Source organism: Pseudomonas sp. P4795 (assembly GCF_048822895.1).
Lineage (GTDB): Bacteria > Pseudomonadota > Gammaproteobacteria > Pseudomonadales > Pseudomonadaceae > Aquipseudomonas.
Genome location: NZ_JBMFBT010000003.1, coordinates 632,320 through 648,976, shown reverse-complemented (window position 1 = coordinate 648,976; position 16,657 = coordinate 632,320). Strand labels below are relative to the sequence as shown.

The 16,657-nt window shown below is 60.1% G+C and carries 16 protein-coding genes; 4 read left to right on the top strand and 12 right to left on the bottom strand.

The window, feature by feature from the left end:
- Nucleotides 1-635 precede the first annotated feature (635 nt).
- A complete protein-coding gene (locus tag ACOI8A_RS11615; protein ID WP_420648174.1) occupies nucleotides 636-839 on the bottom strand; it encodes a hypothetical protein in 204 nt (67 codons plus the stop codon).
- On the opposite strand from ACOI8A_RS11615, the gene ACOI8A_RS11610 reads away from it, so the two are divergent.
- Nucleotides 838-2,091, top strand: a complete 1,254-nt coding sequence (locus ACOI8A_RS11610; RefSeq protein WP_420648175.1) for an OprD family porin — start codon at nucleotides 838-840, stop codon at nucleotides 2,089-2,091. The two genes, ACOI8A_RS11615 and ACOI8A_RS11610, sit on opposite strands and share 2 nt — an antisense overlap.
- Nucleotides 2,092-2,259: 168 nt before the next feature.
- The gene (locus tag ACOI8A_RS11605) at nucleotides 2,260-3,066 is read left to right on the top strand and encodes a methyltransferase domain-containing protein (RefSeq protein WP_420648176.1); all 807 of its coding nucleotides are present in this window, start codon (nucleotides 2,260-2,262) and stop codon (nucleotides 3,064-3,066) included.
- A gap of 142 nt (nucleotides 3,067-3,208) precedes the next feature.
- Here the strand turns inward: ACOI8A_RS11605 and pcaC are convergent, their stop codons facing one another.
- The 11 genes from pcaC to pcaR all read right to left on the bottom strand — a co-directional run bounded on the left by pcaC (nucleotide 3,209) and on the right by pcaR (nucleotide 14,052).
- Nucleotides 3,209-3,601 (bottom strand): 4-carboxymuconolactone decarboxylase, encoded by a 393-nt coding sequence (gene pcaC, locus ACOI8A_RS11600; protein WP_420648177.1) that lies wholly within the window; start codon nucleotides 3,599-3,601, stop codon nucleotides 3,209-3,211.
- An 11-nt stretch (nucleotides 3,602-3,612) separates the two neighbouring features.
- A complete protein-coding gene (gene pcaD, locus ACOI8A_RS11595; protein ID WP_420648178.1) occupies nucleotides 3,613-4,404 on the bottom strand; it encodes a 3-oxoadipate enol-lactonase in 792 nt (263 codons plus the stop codon).
- Nucleotides 4,405-4,416: 12 nt separating this feature from the next.
- Nucleotides 4,417-5,781, bottom strand: a complete 1,365-nt coding sequence (locus tag ACOI8A_RS11590; RefSeq protein WP_420648179.1) for a 3-carboxy-cis,cis-muconate cycloisomerase — start codon at nucleotides 5,779-5,781, stop codon at nucleotides 4,417-4,419.
- 45 nt (nucleotides 5,782-5,826) lie between these two features.
- Nucleotides 5,827-7,122, bottom strand: coding sequence for an MFS family transporter (locus ACOI8A_RS11585; protein WP_420648180.1), 1,296 nt, complete (start codon nucleotides 7,120-7,122; stop codon nucleotides 5,827-5,829).
- A gap of 162 nt (nucleotides 7,123-7,284) precedes the next feature.
- Nucleotides 7,285-7,851, bottom strand: coding sequence for a protocatechuate 3,4-dioxygenase subunit alpha (gene pcaG / locus ACOI8A_RS11580; RefSeq protein ID WP_420648181.1), 567 nt, complete (start codon nucleotides 7,849-7,851; stop codon nucleotides 7,285-7,287).
- A gap of 1 nt (nucleotide 7,852) precedes the next feature.
- A complete protein-coding gene (pcaH, locus tag ACOI8A_RS11575; protein WP_420648182.1) occupies nucleotides 7,853-8,557 on the bottom strand; it encodes a protocatechuate 3,4-dioxygenase subunit beta in 705 nt (234 codons plus the stop codon).
- 36 nt (nucleotides 8,558-8,593) lie between these two features.
- Nucleotides 8,594-9,799, bottom strand: a complete 1,206-nt coding sequence (pcaF, locus tag ACOI8A_RS11570) for a 3-oxoadipyl-CoA thiolase (protein WP_420648183.1) — start codon at nucleotides 9,797-9,799, stop codon at nucleotides 8,594-8,596.
- Complete coding sequence (locus tag ACOI8A_RS11565; protein WP_420648184.1) at nucleotides 9,796-10,575, bottom strand: CoA-transferase subunit beta; 780 nt, start codon at nucleotides 10,573-10,575, stop codon at nucleotides 9,796-9,798. The genes pcaF and ACOI8A_RS11565 overlap by 4 nt, the downstream gene beginning before the upstream one ends.
- On the bottom strand, nucleotides 10,575-11,432 hold the full coding sequence (locus tag ACOI8A_RS11560; RefSeq protein ID WP_420651347.1) for a CoA transferase subunit A: 858 nt from the start codon (nucleotides 11,430-11,432) through the stop codon (nucleotides 10,575-10,577). The genes ACOI8A_RS11565 and ACOI8A_RS11560 overlap by 1 nt, the downstream gene beginning before the upstream one ends.
- 160 nt (nucleotides 11,433-11,592) lie before the next feature.
- Nucleotides 11,593-12,939, bottom strand: coding sequence for an MFS transporter (locus tag ACOI8A_RS11555; RefSeq protein ID WP_420648186.1), 1,347 nt, complete (start codon nucleotides 12,937-12,939; stop codon nucleotides 11,593-11,595).
- A gap of 270 nt (nucleotides 12,940-13,209) precedes the next feature.
- Nucleotides 13,210-14,052 (bottom strand): pca regulon transcriptional regulator PcaR, encoded by an 843-nt coding sequence (pcaR, locus tag ACOI8A_RS11550; protein ID WP_420648187.1) that lies wholly within the window; start codon nucleotides 14,050-14,052, stop codon nucleotides 13,210-13,212.
- Nucleotides 14,053-14,669: 617 nt separating this feature from the next.
- Here pcaR and ACOI8A_RS11545 point away from each other — a divergent pair.
- Both ACOI8A_RS11545 and ACOI8A_RS11540 read left to right on the top strand, forming a co-directional pair.
- The gene (locus ACOI8A_RS11545; RefSeq protein WP_420648188.1) at nucleotides 14,670-14,870 is read left to right on the top strand and encodes a hypothetical protein; all 201 of its coding nucleotides are present in this window, start codon (nucleotides 14,670-14,672) and stop codon (nucleotides 14,868-14,870) included.
- Nucleotides 14,871-15,130: 260 nt separating this feature from the next.
- A complete protein-coding gene (locus ACOI8A_RS11540; RefSeq protein WP_420648189.1) occupies nucleotides 15,131-16,606 on the top strand; it encodes an inorganic phosphate transporter in 1,476 nt (491 codons plus the stop codon).
- The last annotated feature ends 51 nt before the right edge of the window (nucleotides 16,607-16,657 follow it).

Sequence of the window (16,657 nt, the reverse complement as noted above, 5' to 3'; positions counted from 1 at the left end):
ACAAGGAGCCCACCAATTGGTGGGCTTTTTGTTGTCTGCCAGAAAGTGGTGTTGTCTGGGCTGGCCCCATCGCCAGCAGACTGGCCCACAATAATAATTTGCACACAACCCCGCGGCGCAGCCGCCCCACTCAACACAATGAGCGTTAGCTCGAGTGCAGCTCTTGATCGAGAGCGCCCGTCGGCAGGCTGAGTGCAGGGATTGATCCGGGGGTGGGAGCGCAGCGACCGTTCGACGAAGTCGAACACATCGAGAGGAGGTGCAGCGCAGCAAACCGGAGGCGATGCCCCCGGAACAATCCCGGAGCGAAGGAACCCGAGCCTAAGCGAGGGCCGAACGTCAGGGTAAAGCCTTTTGGGTTACCTTTTCGGCGTTTGGAAAAGGTGACCCGCCGTCAGGGCGGAACCCCAAGCAGCCGTTACCGCAGCAACAGATATGTACCCAGCCAGAAACAACCCCATCGCCTCACAGATAGCCATCGCTGGCAAGCCAGCTCCCACAGGTTTTTGTGTTGTTCACAAGTTTTGGGTACACCCGAGAATACTGTGGGAGCTGGCTTGCCAGCGATTAGGCCCTGACAGCCACTACAAAAACAAAGATCAATCTTGCGTTCGATAATCGCCCGAAACCCGCTTTTACTGATTGAACACAGACATCAGCGCCCCGCACCATTCAAACCACAAAACCAATAACAACAGGTTCACCACCATGCTCCCACGCCCTGCCCCGTCAGGCTGATCGCCACCGCTCCATCCCCAGATCTGCAACCCCATGTCTGCCCCGAAAGTGGCGGCAACAAATTCGTTTTGCCCCATAAAAACTAGAGAGACCCAAGTCATGACGCCTTCCAATTACGGATTCCCCGGTTTGATCGCTCTGGTCCTGGTGGGCATCGCCCTCCCCGCAGCCGCCGAGGAAGCAGGCTTTGTCGAGGGCGCCAAGGTCAACCTGAACCTGCGCAACTTCTACATCAACCGCAACTTCACCAACCCGACCAAGGCACAGGGCAAGGCTGAAGAGTGGACGCAGAACTTCATCCTCGACGCCAAATCCGGTTTCACCCAGGGCACCGTGGGCTTCGGCATGGACATCCTCGGCCTGTACTCGCTCAAGCTTGATGGCGGCAAAGGCACTGGCGGCACACAGCTGTTGCCGCTGGATCATGACGGACGCCCGGCGGACAACTTCGGCCGCACTAACGTCGCGTTCAAGGCCAGATTCTCGCAGACCGAGGTCAAGGTCGGCGAATGGATGCCGGTGCTGCCGATCCTGCGCTCTGACGACGGCCGCTCGCTGCCGCAAACCTTTCGCGGCGGCCAGGTCACCTCGAAAGAAATCGACGGCCTGACGCTCTACGGCGGGCAGTTCCGCGCCAACAGCCCGCGCGACGACAGCAGCATGAGCGACATGTCGATGACCGGCAAAGCAGGCTTCACCTCAGATCGTTTCAACTTTCAGGGCGGCGAATATGTGTTCAACGAAAAACGCACGCAGATCGGTTTGTGGAACGCCGAGCTGAAAGACATCTACAGCCAGCAATACCTGAACCTGACCCACAGCCAGCCGCTGGGCGACTGGACCCTCGGCGCCAACCTCGGTTTTTTCTACGGCAAGGATGACGGCAGTGCCCGCGCCGGCGAGCTGGACAACAAGACCTGGTCGGGCATACTCTCGGCGCGCTACGCCGGCCACACTTTCTACGTCGGCCTGCAAAAACTCACCGGCGACAGCGCGTGGATGCGCGTCAACGGCACCAGCGGCGGTACCCTGGCCAACGACAGCTACAACGCCAGTTACGACAACGCGCAAGAGCGCTCCTGGCAGATCCGCCACGACTACAACTTCGTCGCCTTCGGCGTCCCCGGCCTGACCCTGATGAACCGCTACATCAGCGGCGACAACGTACACACCGCCACCACCAGCGACGGCAAGGAGTGGGGCCGCGAATCGGAACTCGGTTACACCGTGCAGAGCGGTACGCTCAAGGATCTCAACGTCAGATGGCGCAACTCGACCATGCGCCGCGACTTCAGCAACAACGAATTCGATGAGAACCGCTTGATCGTCAGCTATCCGATCAGCTTGCTATAGGCCATCCGTCGGGATGGCTGGCATAGCGCCAGCCATCCATTAGAGTAAGAAAAACCTGAAGGACTCAGGCGCTGCACCTACCCGCTTCCGTTATCTGTGGATGTTGGTCCCCGCGACTCAAGCCAAGCTGTCATCGGAAGACACTGCTGATCAATGGAGGACCACCTCATGATCGCTCGCCTCAAATCTGTGCCTGACTGGGACGCCACTGCGTACCAGCAATTCTCACGTCTGCGACAACGTCCGGTGTGCGAATTGCTTGAACGTATCGACTTGGTAAATCCCAACCTCATCTATGATCTGGGCTGCGGCACCGGCATTGGCACTCAAGCTCTGGCCAAACGCTGGCCGCGCGCACAACTGACAGGCGTCGACAGCTCAAGGCAAATGCTCGAGCAGGCGCAATGTCTGTCGATCAAAGCCCAGTGGCAACATTGCGACCTGCAAGGCTGGAAGCCTGAAAAACCCGCCGACCTGCTGTTCGCCGCCGCCGTGCTGCACTTCATCGATGACCATCAGAATCTGCTTCCGGGATTGCTCGGGCACCTCGACCCGGGCGGCTGCCTGGCTGCGCACATGCCCGACTGGCGGGATGCGCGCTGGTACCAATTGATGCTCGATACGCTTGAGGACAGTGGCCAGAACGACAAGCCACTGGGCACGCCGCAATTGCGCGAAAGAATGCGCAGACGCCCGTTGTTGCCATTAGCCGATTACTACCATTTGCTCGCCCCGCTATGCGCGACGGTGGACATCTGGGAGACCGAGCAGATGCAAGTGGTGGACGGCAAGTCGCCGGTTTACGACTGGATCAAGGTGTCAGCGCTGCGTGAGGTGATGCAGGGGCTGGATGCTGGCGAGCAGGCGCGATTCATTTATCACTTTGTGATGCGGGTGCAGGCGGAGTATCCGCAGCAGCGTGACGGGCGTACGTTGTTTCCGTTCAAGCGGGTTTTCATTGTTGCCAAGAAATGATTGATCGCGGCGGCGCCATCGCTGGCAAGTCGAATCGTCGCACCGCAGCTCCCACAGGTTTTTGCGTTGTTCACAAATTTGGGGTACACCCGAGAACACTGTGGGAGCTGGCTTGCCAGCGATGGGGCCAGTTCAGGCGCCATCACTCCCGCGATTCGACGCCCAATTCATCCCAAACAGATTCCGCCAGATGGAACGTCGCATTGGCCGCCGGGATCCCGCAGTAAATCGCGCTCTGCATGATCACTTCCTTGATCTCCCCACGGCTCACGCCATTGTTGGCCGCTGCACGCAGGTGCAATTTGAGTTCACCTTCGCGGTTCATGCCGATCAGCATGGCGATGGTGATCAGGCTGCGGGTGTGGCGCGGCAGGCCCGGACGCGTCCAGATATCGCCCCAGGCATGCCGGGTGATCATCTCCTGAAACTCCGAGTTGAATTCGGTCAGGGCAGTCAGGCTGCGATCAACATGCGCATCGCCGAGTACCGCGCGACGCACTTGCATACCGTCGTCGTAACGTTGTTTCTCGTCCACAATCTTTCCTCTCAATCAGCCTGCAAGAACGTCAGCACCCGGTCGCTGAACGCGCTGCCGGCCTGCACGTTGGACAAATGCGCCGCATAGAACTCGGCGTACTCGGCACTGCGTACATGTTCCTGAATGAAATGCCCGCCGGAGGGTGGCGTGACCGCATCTTCGCTACCAGCGATCACCAGCAACGGCGCCTTGATCGAAGACAACTGCTCACGGAAATCCGCATCCCGCACTGCCGCGCAATTGGCCGCGTAACCTTCAGGCGAAGTAGCGACGAGCATGTCGGTGATCTGCTTGGCCGCCGCCGGATTGGCAGCGGAAAAGTCAGCGGTAAACCAACGCGCAATCGATGCATCGCGCAACGCAACCATCGCCGCAGCGCCGTCACGCAGGACCATTTCAATGCGCGGATTCCACACCGACGGATCGCCGATCTTTGCCGCCGTATTACACACGATCAACTTGTGCAGCCGCTGCCCGGCATTGATCCCCAGCCACTGACCGATCAAGCCACCCATCGACAACCCGCAAAAGTGCGCGCGCTCGATGTGCAGCGCATCCAGCAACGCGAGCACGTCGTGGCCCAGTTGATCGATGCTGTAAGGCCCCGACGTCACCAGCGATTGACCGTGACCACGGGTGTCGAAACGCAGCACGCGAAAGTGCTCGGTGAATGCAGGCATCTGCGCGTCCCACATGTGCAGGTCGGTGCCCAGCGAGTTGGACAGCACCAGCACCGGCGCTTCAGCCGGGCCGTCTATTTCATAGTGCAGTTCGCCGTCGGCGAGTTGAACGAAAGCCACAGCCCTCTCCTTTCAGTCAGACAATGCGTTGTGTTCGGCCACCGCTCGCTCGACCCAGACTTGCGCCTGGCCAAGGTAGTGAGCGGGATCGAGTAGATGATCCAGTTCAGCAGCGCTCAGCTCGGCGGTAACTTGCGGCTCGTCGCCAAGTACCGCACGTAAATAGCGTTGTTCGGCCACCGCGCGTTTGCAGCATTGTTCGAGCAGATGATGGGCGGTGTCGCGCCCGACCCGTTGCGCAAGGACGATGCTCACCGCTTCGGCGAGCACCAGACCTTGGGTCAATTGCAGATTGCGCGCCATGCGTGCGGCGTCGACTTCAAGACCATCAGCCAGCAGCCGCGCCTGCTGCAAGGCACCCGAAACCAAACAGCAAATCTCCGGCAGGGTTTCCCATTCCGCATGCCACAAGCCGAGGCTGCGTTCATGTTCTTGCGGCATGGCGCTGAACAGGGTCGATACCAGCCCCGGCACTCGCGTCGCAGCACCAATCAATACGGCCGCACCGACCGGATTGCGCTTGTGCGGCATGGTCGAAGAACCGCCCTTGCCCGGCGCCGAAGGTTCGAAGACTTCGGCGGCTTCGGTCTGCATCAACAGGCTGATGTCGCGGCCAAATTTGCCGAGGCTGCCGGCGATCAAACCCAGTACCGCGCCGAACTCGACGATGCGGTCACGCTGGGTGTGCCACGGTTGTTCGGGCAAGGTCAGTTGCAGTTCTTCCGCCAACGCTTCGGCAATCGGCAATGCCTGTTCGCCCAGCGCCGCGAGCGTCCCGGAGGCACCGCCGAATTGCAGCACCAGCAGACGCGGCTTGAGTTCGCGCAGACGCTGACGGCTACGCGTGACGGCGCCGAGCCATCCGGCGATCTTCATACCCAGCGTCACCGGCGTCGCGTGTTGCAGCCAGGTGCGTCCGGCCAGCGGCGTCGCGGCGTATCGCTGTGCCTGGGTCGCCAGTGAGTTAGCCAAGTGCGCCAACTCGCTTTCGATCAGATCCAGCGCCTGACGCAATTGCAGCACCAGCCCGGAATCCATCACGTCCTGACTGGTCGCACCCAAATGCACATAGCGCTCGGCTTCGGCATCCGCCGCCGCGATCTGCTTGCCCAACGCCTTGACCAGCGGAATCGCCGAGTTGCCAGCGCTGGCGATCGCTTCGCCCAACGCTGCGAAATCGTACAGATCGGCGCGGCAAGCGTCGGCAATCGGCGCGACCGCAGACGCCGGAATCAATCCAACCCGCGCCTCCGCCCGAGCCAGCGCCGCTTCGAAATCGAGCATCGCTTGCACGCGGCCCTGATCGCAGAACACCTCACGCATATCGCGGGCAGTGAAATAGGCATCGAACAACTGGTTGCCCGGTCGCTGAGTCATAAAAGTCCTTGCGGGCGCGGGTCGTGGTGGCCCGCGCCCATCGGTTTAAAGGTCGTGGTGCAAATACTTGGCTTGTTTGGGCAGGCGCAGACTAAAGAGGAACGCCACCGCCATCATCACCGTGACGTACCAATAGAACGAGTTTTCCATGCCGCCGGCCTTCAGGCTCAACGCTACATATTCCGCCGAACCACCGAAGATCGCGTTGGCCACCGCATAGGCCAGACCGACGCCAAGCGCGCGGACTTCCGGCGGGAACATCTCGGCTTTCACCAGGCCGCTGATCGAGGTGTAGAAACTGACAATCGCCAGCGCCACGGTGATCAGCACCAAGGCCAGAAACGGACTGCTGACGCTTTTCAGGGTCAGCAAAATCGGCACGGTGAACAGCGTACCCAGTGCGCCGAACCACAACATCGAATTACACCGGCCGATCTTGTCGGCGAGCATGCCGAACAACGGTTGCATGCACATATATAAGAACAGCGCGCCAGTCATGATGTAGCTGGCGGTCTTGGCGTGCATGCCGGCGGTGTTCACCAGGTATTTCTGCATATACGTAGTAAAGGTGTAGAAAATCAGCGAGCCGCCAGCGGTGTAGCCGAGCACGGTGATGAACGCTGCTTTGTGATCGCGGAACAGCGCGCGGATGCTGCCGGCGTCCTTGTTGTCGCGCATTACCTTGCTGGTGGTTTCTTTCAGCGTGCGACGCAGGAACAGTGAGATCAACGCCGCAGCCGCGCCGACCACAAACGGAATCCGCCAGCCGTAGGCACGCAACTCTTCCTCACTGAGAAACTGCTGCAGAATCACCACCAGCAGCACCGCCAGCAGTTGCCCGCCAATTAACGTGACGTACTGGAAAGAGGCGAAGAAGCCGCGCTGGCCTTTCAGTGCAACTTCGCTCATGTAAGTTGCGGTGGTGCCGTACTCGCCGCCCACCGACAAACCTTGCAACAGACGCGCGAACAGCAACAATACCGGCGCCCAGACGCCAATGTCCTTGTAAGTCGGCAGACAGGCGATGAGCAACGAGCCGAAGCACATCATCAGAATCGAAATCAGCATCGAATTCTTGCGCCCGTGCTTGTCCGCCACCCGGCCAAAAATCCAGCCGCCAATCGGCCGCATCAGGAACCCGGCGGCGAACACGCCAGCCGTGTTGACCAACTGCACCGTGGGGTTGTCGGAGGGGAAAAACGCCGGGGCGAAATAGATCGCGCAAAAGGCGTAGACGTAGAAGTCGAACCATTCGACCAGGTTGCCGGACGAGGCGCCGACAATCGCGAAGATGCGCTTGCTGCGGTCTTCACCGGTGTAATGGGAGGTCAGGGTTGTCATCGTTTTTTACTCTGTGGGGACAGTGAGAGTCTGGACACACTTAGTAACAGTCCCGTTCCACAAGGCGAAACATCAAAAGATCGCAGCCTTCGGCAGCTCCTACAGAGGGATTAATGTAGAAGCTGCCGCAGGCTCGGGCCGCGATCGGACGATCTTTTGATCTTAATAATCGAAGAACACCGTCTCGGCTTCAGTGCCCTGCAAGATCACATTCCACTGATAAACACCGGATGCATCCTGCTTCGCCAACAAAGTCGCGCGACGCTCGGCCGGCACGCATTCCAGCAATGGATCGTCGACGTTGGCCGGATCGCCTTCGAAGTAAATCCGCGTCAGCAAGTGCTTGACCAAGCCACGAGCAAACACCAACACCACCAGATGCGGCGCTTGAGTCGACCCCTTCAAGCCTTCAACCGTACCCGGTTTGATCGTGGTAAAGCGGAAACGCCCTTCAGCATCCACCGGCACCCGGCCAAAACCTGCAAAGTTCGGATCCAACGGTTTGGCTTGCTCATCTTCCGGATGGTCGTACTTGCCGGCGGCATTCGCTTGCCAGACTTCGAGCATCGCGTCGTTGACGACATCGCCGTTGCCATCAATCACCTGCCCGGTGATCGCCACGCGCTCGCCAAGGGTCAGTTCATTGGCGAGGTTTTCGCGATTCAGCCAGGTCAGGCCGATGTGGTAATACGGCCCGACGGTGTGGGACGTGGTTGCGGTCAGGCTCATCTTATTTCTCCATCGGCGTGGCTTCACGCCCGCGCAGCACGATGTCCCAGCGATACGCGAGGGCGTAGGACGGAATGGTTTTTTCCAGATCGAACGCGGCGATCAGGCGTTCCTTGGCCGAGGCGTCCGGCACGCAGTTGTAGATCGGGTCGTACGGCAGCAGCGGATCACCCGGGAAGTACATCTGCGTGACCAAGCGCGTGAGGATGCTCGGACCGAACAGCGAAAAGTGCACGTGCGCAGGGCGCCAGGCATTGTGATGATTGCCCCACGGATAAGCGCCGGGCTTGATCGTCTGGAACTGATACCAGCCGTCAGCATCGGTGACGGTGCGGCCAGTGCCAGTGAAATTCGGGTCGAGGGGCGCGTCGTGCAGGTCGCGGGCATGGTTGTAGCGACCGGCGGCGTTGGCCTGCCAGATCTCCACCAGAATCCCCGGCACCGGCAAACCGTCTTCATCGAGTACACGGCCGTGGATGATGATCCGCTCACCCAAAGGCTCGCCTGGGTGCTGGGCAGTCAAATCGTTATCGGTGTCGGCCACACGTTCGGCGCCGATGGTCGGCCCGGTGATTTCCGACAGCGAATGCGGCAGAAACACCAACGGCTTGGACGGCGAGCGCAGATTGGTCGATTGATAATTCGGGTGCAGGTAAGGCGGTTGGGTGCCTTCCTGTGGGCGGCGGTAACCAGGCTTGTCAGTCATTTCGCTTTCCTCGGTTCTTATATTCGCAGCGGTGCGTCAGACGCGTTCGATGGCCAGCGCCAGACCCTGGCCGACCCCGACGCACATGGTCGCCAGCGCTTTCTTGCCTTGAATTTTTTCAAGCTGGTGCAGCGCAGTCAGCACCAACCGTGCACCGCTCATGCCCAATGGGTGACCCAAGGCAATCGCACCGCCGTTCGGATTGACCTGCGCTGCGTCGTCGGCCAGACCCAGTTCGCGCAACACTGCCAAACCCTGGCTGGCGAACGCTTCATTGAGTTCGATCACATCGAAATCGTTGATCGCCACACCGAGGCGCTCGATGAGTTTGCGCACTGCCGGCACCGGGCCGATGCCCATCACCCGTGGCGCAACACCGGCGCTGGCCATGCCCAGCACTTTGGCGCGGGCAGTCAGACCGTGTTTTTTCACCGCTTCGGCCGAGGCCAGAATCAGCGCAGCGGCACCGTCGTTAACGCCCGAGGCATTGCCGGCGGTGACGGTTTTGTCCGGGCCGTTGACTGGCTTGAGTTTGGTCAAGGCTTCAAGCGTGGTGTCGGCACGCGGATGTTCGTCCTGACTGACCACGGTTTCGCCCTTCTTGTGCGCGATGCGCACTTCGACGATTTCTTCAGCGAAGTAGCCGGCGGCTTGCGCGGCGGCAGTCCGTTGCTGACTGCGCAGAGCAAAAGCGTCCTGATCCTCGCGGGAAATTTCGTAGTCGTCGGCCACGTTGTCGGCGGTCTGCGGCATCGCATCAACGCCGTACTGCGCCTTCATCAACGGGTTGATGAAACGCCAGCCGATGGTGGTGTCTTCGAGTTTCATGTTGCGCGAAAACGCCGCGTCGGCCTTGCCCATTACGAATGGCGCGCGCGACATCGACTCGACGCCGCCGGCAATCGCCAGCTCCATCTCGCCGCTGGCGATGGCCCGGAACGCGGTGCCGATGGCGTCCATTCCGGAAGCGCACAGGCGATTGAGGGTTACGCCCGGCACCGTTTCCGGCAGCCCGGCCAGCAACAGCGCCATGCGCGCGACGTTGCGGTTGTCTTCGCCGGCCTGGTTGGCGCAGCCGAGGAATACTTCGTCGACTGCGGTCCAGTCCACCGATGGGTTGCGCTGCATGAGCGCCTTGATCGGCACGGCGGCCAGATCGTCGGCGCGCACATTGGCGAGTCCACCGCCGAAACGGCCAATCGGCGTGCGAATCGCGTCACAGATATACACGTCACGCATCATGCTTCTCCCGGTGCCTGGCCGTGGGCGGCTGCGGTGCGGGCTTCGAGGTCGCGCAGTGCAGTCAGCTCGATCTCGGTCGGCTCGGCAGTGCTTTCAACATTGTCGGCAAAGCGCACTGCCCAGCCGGTGGCAGCAATCACCTGCTCGCGAGTCACGCCCGGATGCAGTGCGGTGACCACGAATTCGTGGGTGCCCTCCTCCGGTTCCATGATGCACAAGTCGGTGATGATGCCGACCGGACCGGCCCCCGGCAGGCCCAGACGTTTGCGTGAATCGCCGCCCTCGCCATGCCCGACCGAAGTGATGAAATCGAGCTTGTCGACAAACGAACGTGCCGACTGTTTAAGGATGATCAACACGCTTTTCGCCGAACCGGCAATCTCCGGCGCGCCACCGGCACCCGGCAGACGCACTTTCGGCGCGTGGTAATCGCCGACCACGGTGGTGTTGATGTTGCCGAAACGATCAACCTGCGCCGCACCGAGAAAACCGACGTCGATGCGCCCGCCCTGCAACCAATAGCGAAAAATCTCACCGGTCGGCACCACAGTGTCAGCGGTTTCCGCCAGTTCGCCGTCACCAATCGACAGTGGCAACACGCTCGGCTTGGCGCCAATCGGGCCGGATTCGTAGATCAGCACCACGTCCGGCGACGAGGTCAGACGCGCGAGGTTGGCGGCTTTGGAGGGCAGGCCGATGCCGACGAAGCACACCGAACCGTTTTGCAAACGGCGGGCGGCGGCGACGGTCATCATTTCATTGGTGGTGTAGGTCATTACTTGGCCTCCGAAGCAGCGGCCAGCTTGGCCTGAAACTCGCTGAAATCAGCGCAGCAATGGATGTATTCGTCGATCCACGCAGTAAACGTCTGACGGTCGCGAGCGATCGCGTCCCACGCTTGGTAGAAACGGTTGTCGCGCTGGTTGTAACCGTGGGCGTAGGACGGATGCGCGCCGCCGGGCACATGGCAGATCGCGCTCAAGGCCCAGGTCGGCAGGACGCAGGAGTTCATCGGCGCTTTGAGGTCATCGACGATTTCCTCGACGGTGACGATGCAGCGTTTGGCGGCCAGCGCGGCTTCTTTCTGCACGCCGAGAATGCCCCACAGCAATACGTTGCCTTTGCGGTCAGCCTTCTGCGCGTGGATCACGGTCACGTCCGGACGCACCGACGGCACTGCCGCGAGCACTTCACCAGTAAATGGACAGGTGACGGTTTTGATCAGCGGGTTGACCTTCGGCAAGTCAGAACCGGCGTAGGCCCGCAGCACCGCGAACGGTAGGCCGGAAGCGCCGGCGACGTAGGCATTCGCCAGGTCGGCGTGGCTGTGTTCTTCGATCTCCAGTGGCTGTGGCCACTGCTTTTCGACCGCATCACGCAGACGGTGCAGCGAACCCACGCCAGGGTTGCCGCCCCAAGAGAAAATCAGCTTGCGTGCACAACCGGCACCGATCAGTTGGTCGTAGATCAGGTCAGGCGTCATCCGCACCAGGGTCAGATCTTTCTTGCCCTGCCGAATGATTTCATGACCTGCCGCCGTAGGGATCAGGTGCGTGAAGCCTTCGAGCGCAACGGTGTCACCGTCGTTGACGAATTGCTTCACCGCGTCGTGCAGCGAAAGGATCTCAGCCATGGAGCGGGCTCCCGTTTTTGTAATGAATCGCCAGTGATAAAAAGGCGCGAGGTTCAGCGCCGGAGTCACTGCAGATTAAGCCGCTGAAATTTGCCAAGCAATCCGATAATCGACTGAGTGTTCGTTTATCGAACAGATTGTTGTCTGCCTATCGACCTACTCAGGTCGCATCCGCGTGACTGACCAAGCCCTTGATTACCACCGCCGTTGCCGCCAATCCGGCCGGGATTACCAACGCGGTCAGCACTTGCTCGAAATTCCAGCCCAAGCCAAGCAACGTCGCCCCCATCCACGCACCGAGAATCGCGCCGAAGCGGCCAATCCCGAGCATCCACGACACCCCGGTCGCGCGGCCCTGAGTCGGATAGAACCGCGCCGCCAGCGACGGCATGGCCGATTGCGCACCGTTGACGCACATGCCGGCGACCAAAACCAGCGTGGCGAGCAAGGTGATGTTGCCCAGGCTCTGACCGACTGCGTAGGCAAACACCCCGGCCAGCAGGTAGAAAATGCCGATGACTTTGTGCGGATTGAAGCGGTCCATCGCCCAGCCTACGCCGACCGCGCTCAACACCCCGCCAAACTGGAACAACGCGCCGATGAACGCCGCTTGTTCCATGCTCGCGCCGCTGTCTCGCATCAAGGTCGGCAGCCAACTGGTCAGCAGGTAAACGATCACCAGGCCCATGAAATAGGTCAGCCACAGCAACAACGTGCCGGTGCTGTAGGTGCCGGAGAAGATCACCGCGAACACATTGCGCGCCTTGACGGTTTGCTGCTCCGGCACGCTGAAGCTCGAGGCCTGGGCAACGATGCTTGGTTCAATCGGTGCGAGAGTCTTGCGCACTTTGTCGGTGCCACGGTTACGCACTACCAGGTAGCGCGCCGACTCCGGCAGCCAAAACAGCAGCACCACGGTGAGGATCAGCGGCAGAACCCCGCCAATCAGCAGCAAGCTGTGCCAGCCGAACGCCGGAATCAACTTGGCCGAGATAAACCCGCCACCGGCCATGCCGAGGTTGAAACCGCAGAACATGCTGGTTACCAGCAGCGACTTCTTGCGCTCCGGGGTGTACTCCGAGAGCAGCGTGGTGGCGTTGGGCATGCCGGCGCCGAGACCTAATCCGGTGAGGAAGCGCAGCACCAACAGTTGGTCTACGTTGGTGGCGTAAGCCGAGGCCAGGCTGAAAGCGCCGAACAGAAACACCGCGCCGACCAGTACGACTTTGCGCCCGAAGCGGTCAGCCAGTGGTCCGGAGCCGAGGGCGCCGAAAACCATACCGATCAGTGCGGCGCTCATCACCGGGCCGAGACTGGCGCGGTCGATCCCCCAGTCCTGCGACAGCGCCGGGGCGATGAAACCCATGGCTGCGGTGTCGAGGCCGTCGAGAAAGACAATCAGAAAACACAGGATCACCACGCGCCACTGATAGCGCGAGATCGGTTGGGCATTGATGAAGGACTGCACGTCGAGGCAGTTACCGACAGCGGACTGGGGCTGGTTCATTATTTTTATTCCACGCAAAAAACGCAGTCGAACGGCGGCCGGCCCAATTCAGGCACGGACACAAGAATAGAAGTTTGAAATCAGGCGTTGCTGGGCGGGCCAGAGGGGAACGTGCGCATCGGGAGTTGCCTCTTGTCTTTATTATTGGAGCGCCAGCATCCGGTTGCCGAAAGGAGCATGTACCGGATGACGCTGCCGCGACATTAATGATCCGGAGGTTTTAGCGTCAATTCGATAAACGCAACTCTGTGCGTTTATCGAACAGCTTCCTCAGGCGAAAAGTTGCGCGCTGAGGTCGCGGCTGGCGCTGAGCAAGCCGGGCAAGAAGCGTTGTTCCAGCTCGGTGCGGCTGACGCGCCCGGCGTGGGTGCTGACGTTGAGCGCCGCGACCACCTGGCCGGACGCGTCGTAGACCGGCACGGCAATTGAGCGCAGGCCTTGCTCCAATTCCTGATCGACGATGCACCAGCCCTGCTGCCGAACTTCCTGCAAACATTCGAGCAACGTGTCAGCGGTGTGAATGGTGCGGCTGGTCTTGGCCACCAGTTCGGCGTGATCGAGGTATTCGCGCAGCGAGGTGTCGTCCAGCGCCGCCAGCAAAATCCGCCCCATCGACGTGCAATAGGCCGGCAGGCGTCCACCGACCGACAGATCGACCGAGATCAGCCGTTGGGTGGTAGCGGAACGCGCGATATACAGAATGTCGTCGCCTTCCAGCGTGGCCATGTTGCAGGCTTCGTGGAGTTGCTCGCTCATGCGGTCGAGATACGGCTGGGCGGAAACGGCCAGTGGTGTCGAAGACAGATAGGCGTGGCCGAGGGTCAGGACTTTCGGCAGCAGCGAGTAAGTGCGGCCGTCGGTGGTGGCGTAGCCGAGTTTGATCAGTGTATGCAGACAACGGCGCACGGCGGCGCGGGGAATTTCCGTGCGGTGGCTGATCTGCGCGATGGTCAGGTGGCGCTTGCGCTCCTGAAACGCCTGCACCACCGCCAGACCACGGGCCAGCGACGTCATGAAATCAGGATCACCGGTCAGCGCCTGAATGCGTTTGGCCGGCGAGGCCACGATCGGCGGCGCCACTGAGGTGAAGGAGTTGCGCATCTGATCGTTCATTTCGGGTCCTTTGTCCTGTGCGGATCTGCGGCTATACAAGCTGCTCACGGCGCAATGCACAAGCATCGGGCCACCAAGATTGGGCGATTATCGAACCGTCGACCGATTATCGCAACCGCCCGGTGCCGCTCGCCGAGCCTGCATCTGAACTTGAGCTGCGCTATTTAAGTTGTTCGACTAAATGGCGCCAGAAACACACCACTTCACAACGTCGATGTAACTACCGCTAAAAGTTGCGGGTCACAAAACAATCACACATCCCGAACCGTTTTTAACTTGGCAAAGATAGTCATTCCCGAATCGGCCGCTATAATGCACTTCAGTGGCGCTGCGCAATTACTTGCCGAGAGTGCCGCCGGCTGACGCGATGTCCATTGTTGTCAGCCCCAGCCAGCGCCTGATGCTCATTATTCATGCACCGCCAGCGCGCTCGCTGAAACAGGAAGCTGATGCTGCGTCAGTTTTAATCTGGTGCCGTAGCCGCCTGCAACATGGAAGTCTTGACCCTGCCGATTGCCCCGCTGCCTGTTCAGGTTGCGTCGTGTCGGTGAATCGGTTCAATTGATTCGTTGCAGTGTGTTCACCAGACCTTCAACTCAACTCAAACAGGTAGCACTGTGACGAAAGACGAACTGCGCGCGGAACTTGAGCGCCAGGAACAACGTTACAAGGATGTTTACGGCGGGGAAGTCACCACCTACGCCGCCCAGCCAGAACCTGAACGCAAAGCCTGGCGTAAACGCCCTACCGTTCAGGATCAGGTCTTCCAGCAGGAACTGAAAAAAATGGAAGAGGAACTCAAACCAGAAGAGCCGTGAGCTTCTGGCGCTGAGTTGTGACCCGTTTCCGAGATTTTTGGCACAGGCGTTCAAGCCCCCGCAGCACGGGGTGTTGCGCTTGCGACGTGGCTATTTTTTCAAGCCAATCAAAGACTTGTAAAACCGGGTAAAAGACTCGGGGGTTACGCTTTGCCACAAATTAATTCGATGAAGATTGTTACCGATGAGCAGGTAGGGCATCGATTTCCAGTCTTTTCTGGCATAATCGCGCCCCCTTATGACCGGGTCAGAAAACCTTCATGATCGATTTATTCAGCGGACTGGATGCTTGGGTGCTTGTGAGCCTCTTGCTCGCCCTGGCGTTTGTCCTCGCCTTCGAGTTCATCAATGGATTTCATGACACCGCTAACGCGGTAGCCACTGTTATCTACACCAAAGCGATGCCGCCCCACCTGGCGGTGTTCTTCTCCGGTGTCTTCAATTTCCTCGGCGTGCTGCTGGGCGGGGTTGGCGTGGCGTATGCCATCGTTCACCTGCTGCCGGTGGAACTGCTGATCAACGTCAACACCGGCCACGGTCTGGCGATGGTGTTCTCGTTGCTCGCCGCCGCGATCACCTGGAACCTGGGCACCTGGTACTTCGGTATCCCGGCTTCCAGTTCGCACACGCTGATCGGTTCGATCCTCGGCGTCGGCCTGGCCAACGCGCTGATCAACGACATTCCGTTGGCTGACGGGGTCAACTGGCAGAAAGCGATCGATATCGGCGCCTCGCTGGTGTTCTCGCCGATGGCCGGTTTCCTGATTGCCGCACTGATCCTGATCGGTCTGAAATGGTGGCGTCCGCTGTCCAAGATGCACAAGACCCCGGAACAGCGCCGCAAGATCGACGACAAGAAGCACCCACCGTTCTGGAATCGTCTGGTACTGGTGATATCGGCCATGGCCGTGAGCTTCGTGCACGGCTCCAACGATGGCCAGAAAGGCATCGGCCTGATCATGCTCGTGTTGATCGGTATCGTCCCGGCGCAATTCGTACTCGATCTCGGCAGCACCACTTACCAGATCGAACGCACCCGCGACGCGACCCTGCACCTGAGCCAGTTCTACAAGCGCAACGGCGACACGCTGGGTGAGTTCCTCGCGCTGGGCAAAAGCGTCGAAGGCGATCTGCCGGAGAAATTCCGTTGCAACCCGCAACAGACCGAACCGACTATCTCCGCCCTCCTCGATACACTTAAAGGTGTAGCGGATTACCACTCGCTGTCCTCGGAAAGCCGTATAGAAGTGCGTCGCTATCTGCTTTGCCTTGACGACACCGCGAAGAAAGTCAGCAAGTTGCCTGGCCTGGCTGCCCGTGAAAAGGCTGACCTGGACAAACTGCGCAAAGACCTGACCACCACCACCGAATACGCCCCGTTCTGGGTGATTCTGGCAGTGGCACTGGCCTTGGGCCTGGGCACCATGGTTGGCTGGAAACGCGTGGTGCTGACCATCGGCGAGAAGATCGGCAAGCAAGGCATGACCTACTCCCAAGGCATGTCCGCGCAGATCACCACAGCCACTCTGATCGGCATGGCCAACATCTTCAGCCTGCCGGTATCCACCACCCACGTCCTGTCCTCGGGCGTGGCGGGCACCATGGTCGCGAACAAAAGCGGCCTGCAAGGTGGCACGGTGAAGACCATCCTGTTGGCTTGGGTGCTGACCCTGCCGGCTACGGTTGGTCTGTCGGCGGGGTTGTTCTGGCTGGCGTCGAAGGCGTTGGGTAGCTGATAGATAGTTGTGTTGAAGAAGGCGTGATTCGAGAGGATCGCGCCTTTTTTG

Coding starts and splice junctions, on each gene's coding strand:
- pcaR (WP_420648187.1), bottom strand. CDS start 14,052: ATGAACGATCAGATGCGCAACTCCTTCACCTCAGTGGCGCCGCCGATC.
- ACOI8A_RS11555 (WP_420648186.1), bottom strand. CDS start 12,939: ATGAACCAGCCCCAGTCCGCTGTCGGTAACTGCCTCGACGTGCAGTCC.
- ACOI8A_RS11565 (WP_420648184.1), bottom strand. CDS start 10,575: ATGACCTACACCACCAATGAAATGATGACCGTCGCCGCCGCCCGCCGT.
- ACOI8A_RS11590 (WP_420648179.1), bottom strand. CDS start 5,781: ATGACTCAGCGACCGGGCAACCAGTTGTTCGATGCCTATTTCACTGCC.
- ACOI8A_RS11615 (WP_420648174.1), bottom strand. CDS start 839: ATGACTTGGGTCTCTCTAGTTTTTATGGGGCAAAACGAATTTGTTGCC.
- pcaG (WP_420648181.1), bottom strand. CDS start 7,851: ATGAGCCTGACCGCAACCACGTCCCACACCGTCGGGCCGTATTACCAC.
- pcaH (WP_420648182.1), bottom strand. CDS start 8,557: ATGACTGACAAGCCTGGTTACCGCCGCCCACAGGAAGGCACCCAACCG.
- ACOI8A_RS11585 (WP_420648180.1), bottom strand. CDS start 7,122: ATGACAACCCTGACCTCCCATTACACCGGTGAAGACCGCAGCAAGCGC.
- ACOI8A_RS11540 (WP_420648189.1), top strand. CDS start 15,131: ATGATCGATTTATTCAGCGGACTGGATGCTTGGGTGCTTGTGAGCCTC.
- ACOI8A_RS11605 (WP_420648176.1), top strand. CDS start 2,260: ATGATCGCTCGCCTCAAATCTGTGCCTGACTGGGACGCCACTGCGTAC.
- ACOI8A_RS11560 (WP_420651347.1), bottom strand. CDS start 11,432: ATGGCTGAGATCCTTTCGCTGCACGACGCGGTGAAGCAATTCGTCAAC.
- ACOI8A_RS11610 (WP_420648175.1), top strand. CDS start 838: ATGACGCCTTCCAATTACGGATTCCCCGGTTTGATCGCTCTGGTCCTG.
- pcaF (WP_420648183.1), bottom strand. CDS start 9,799: ATGATGCGTGACGTGTATATCTGTGACGCGATTCGCACGCCGATTGGC.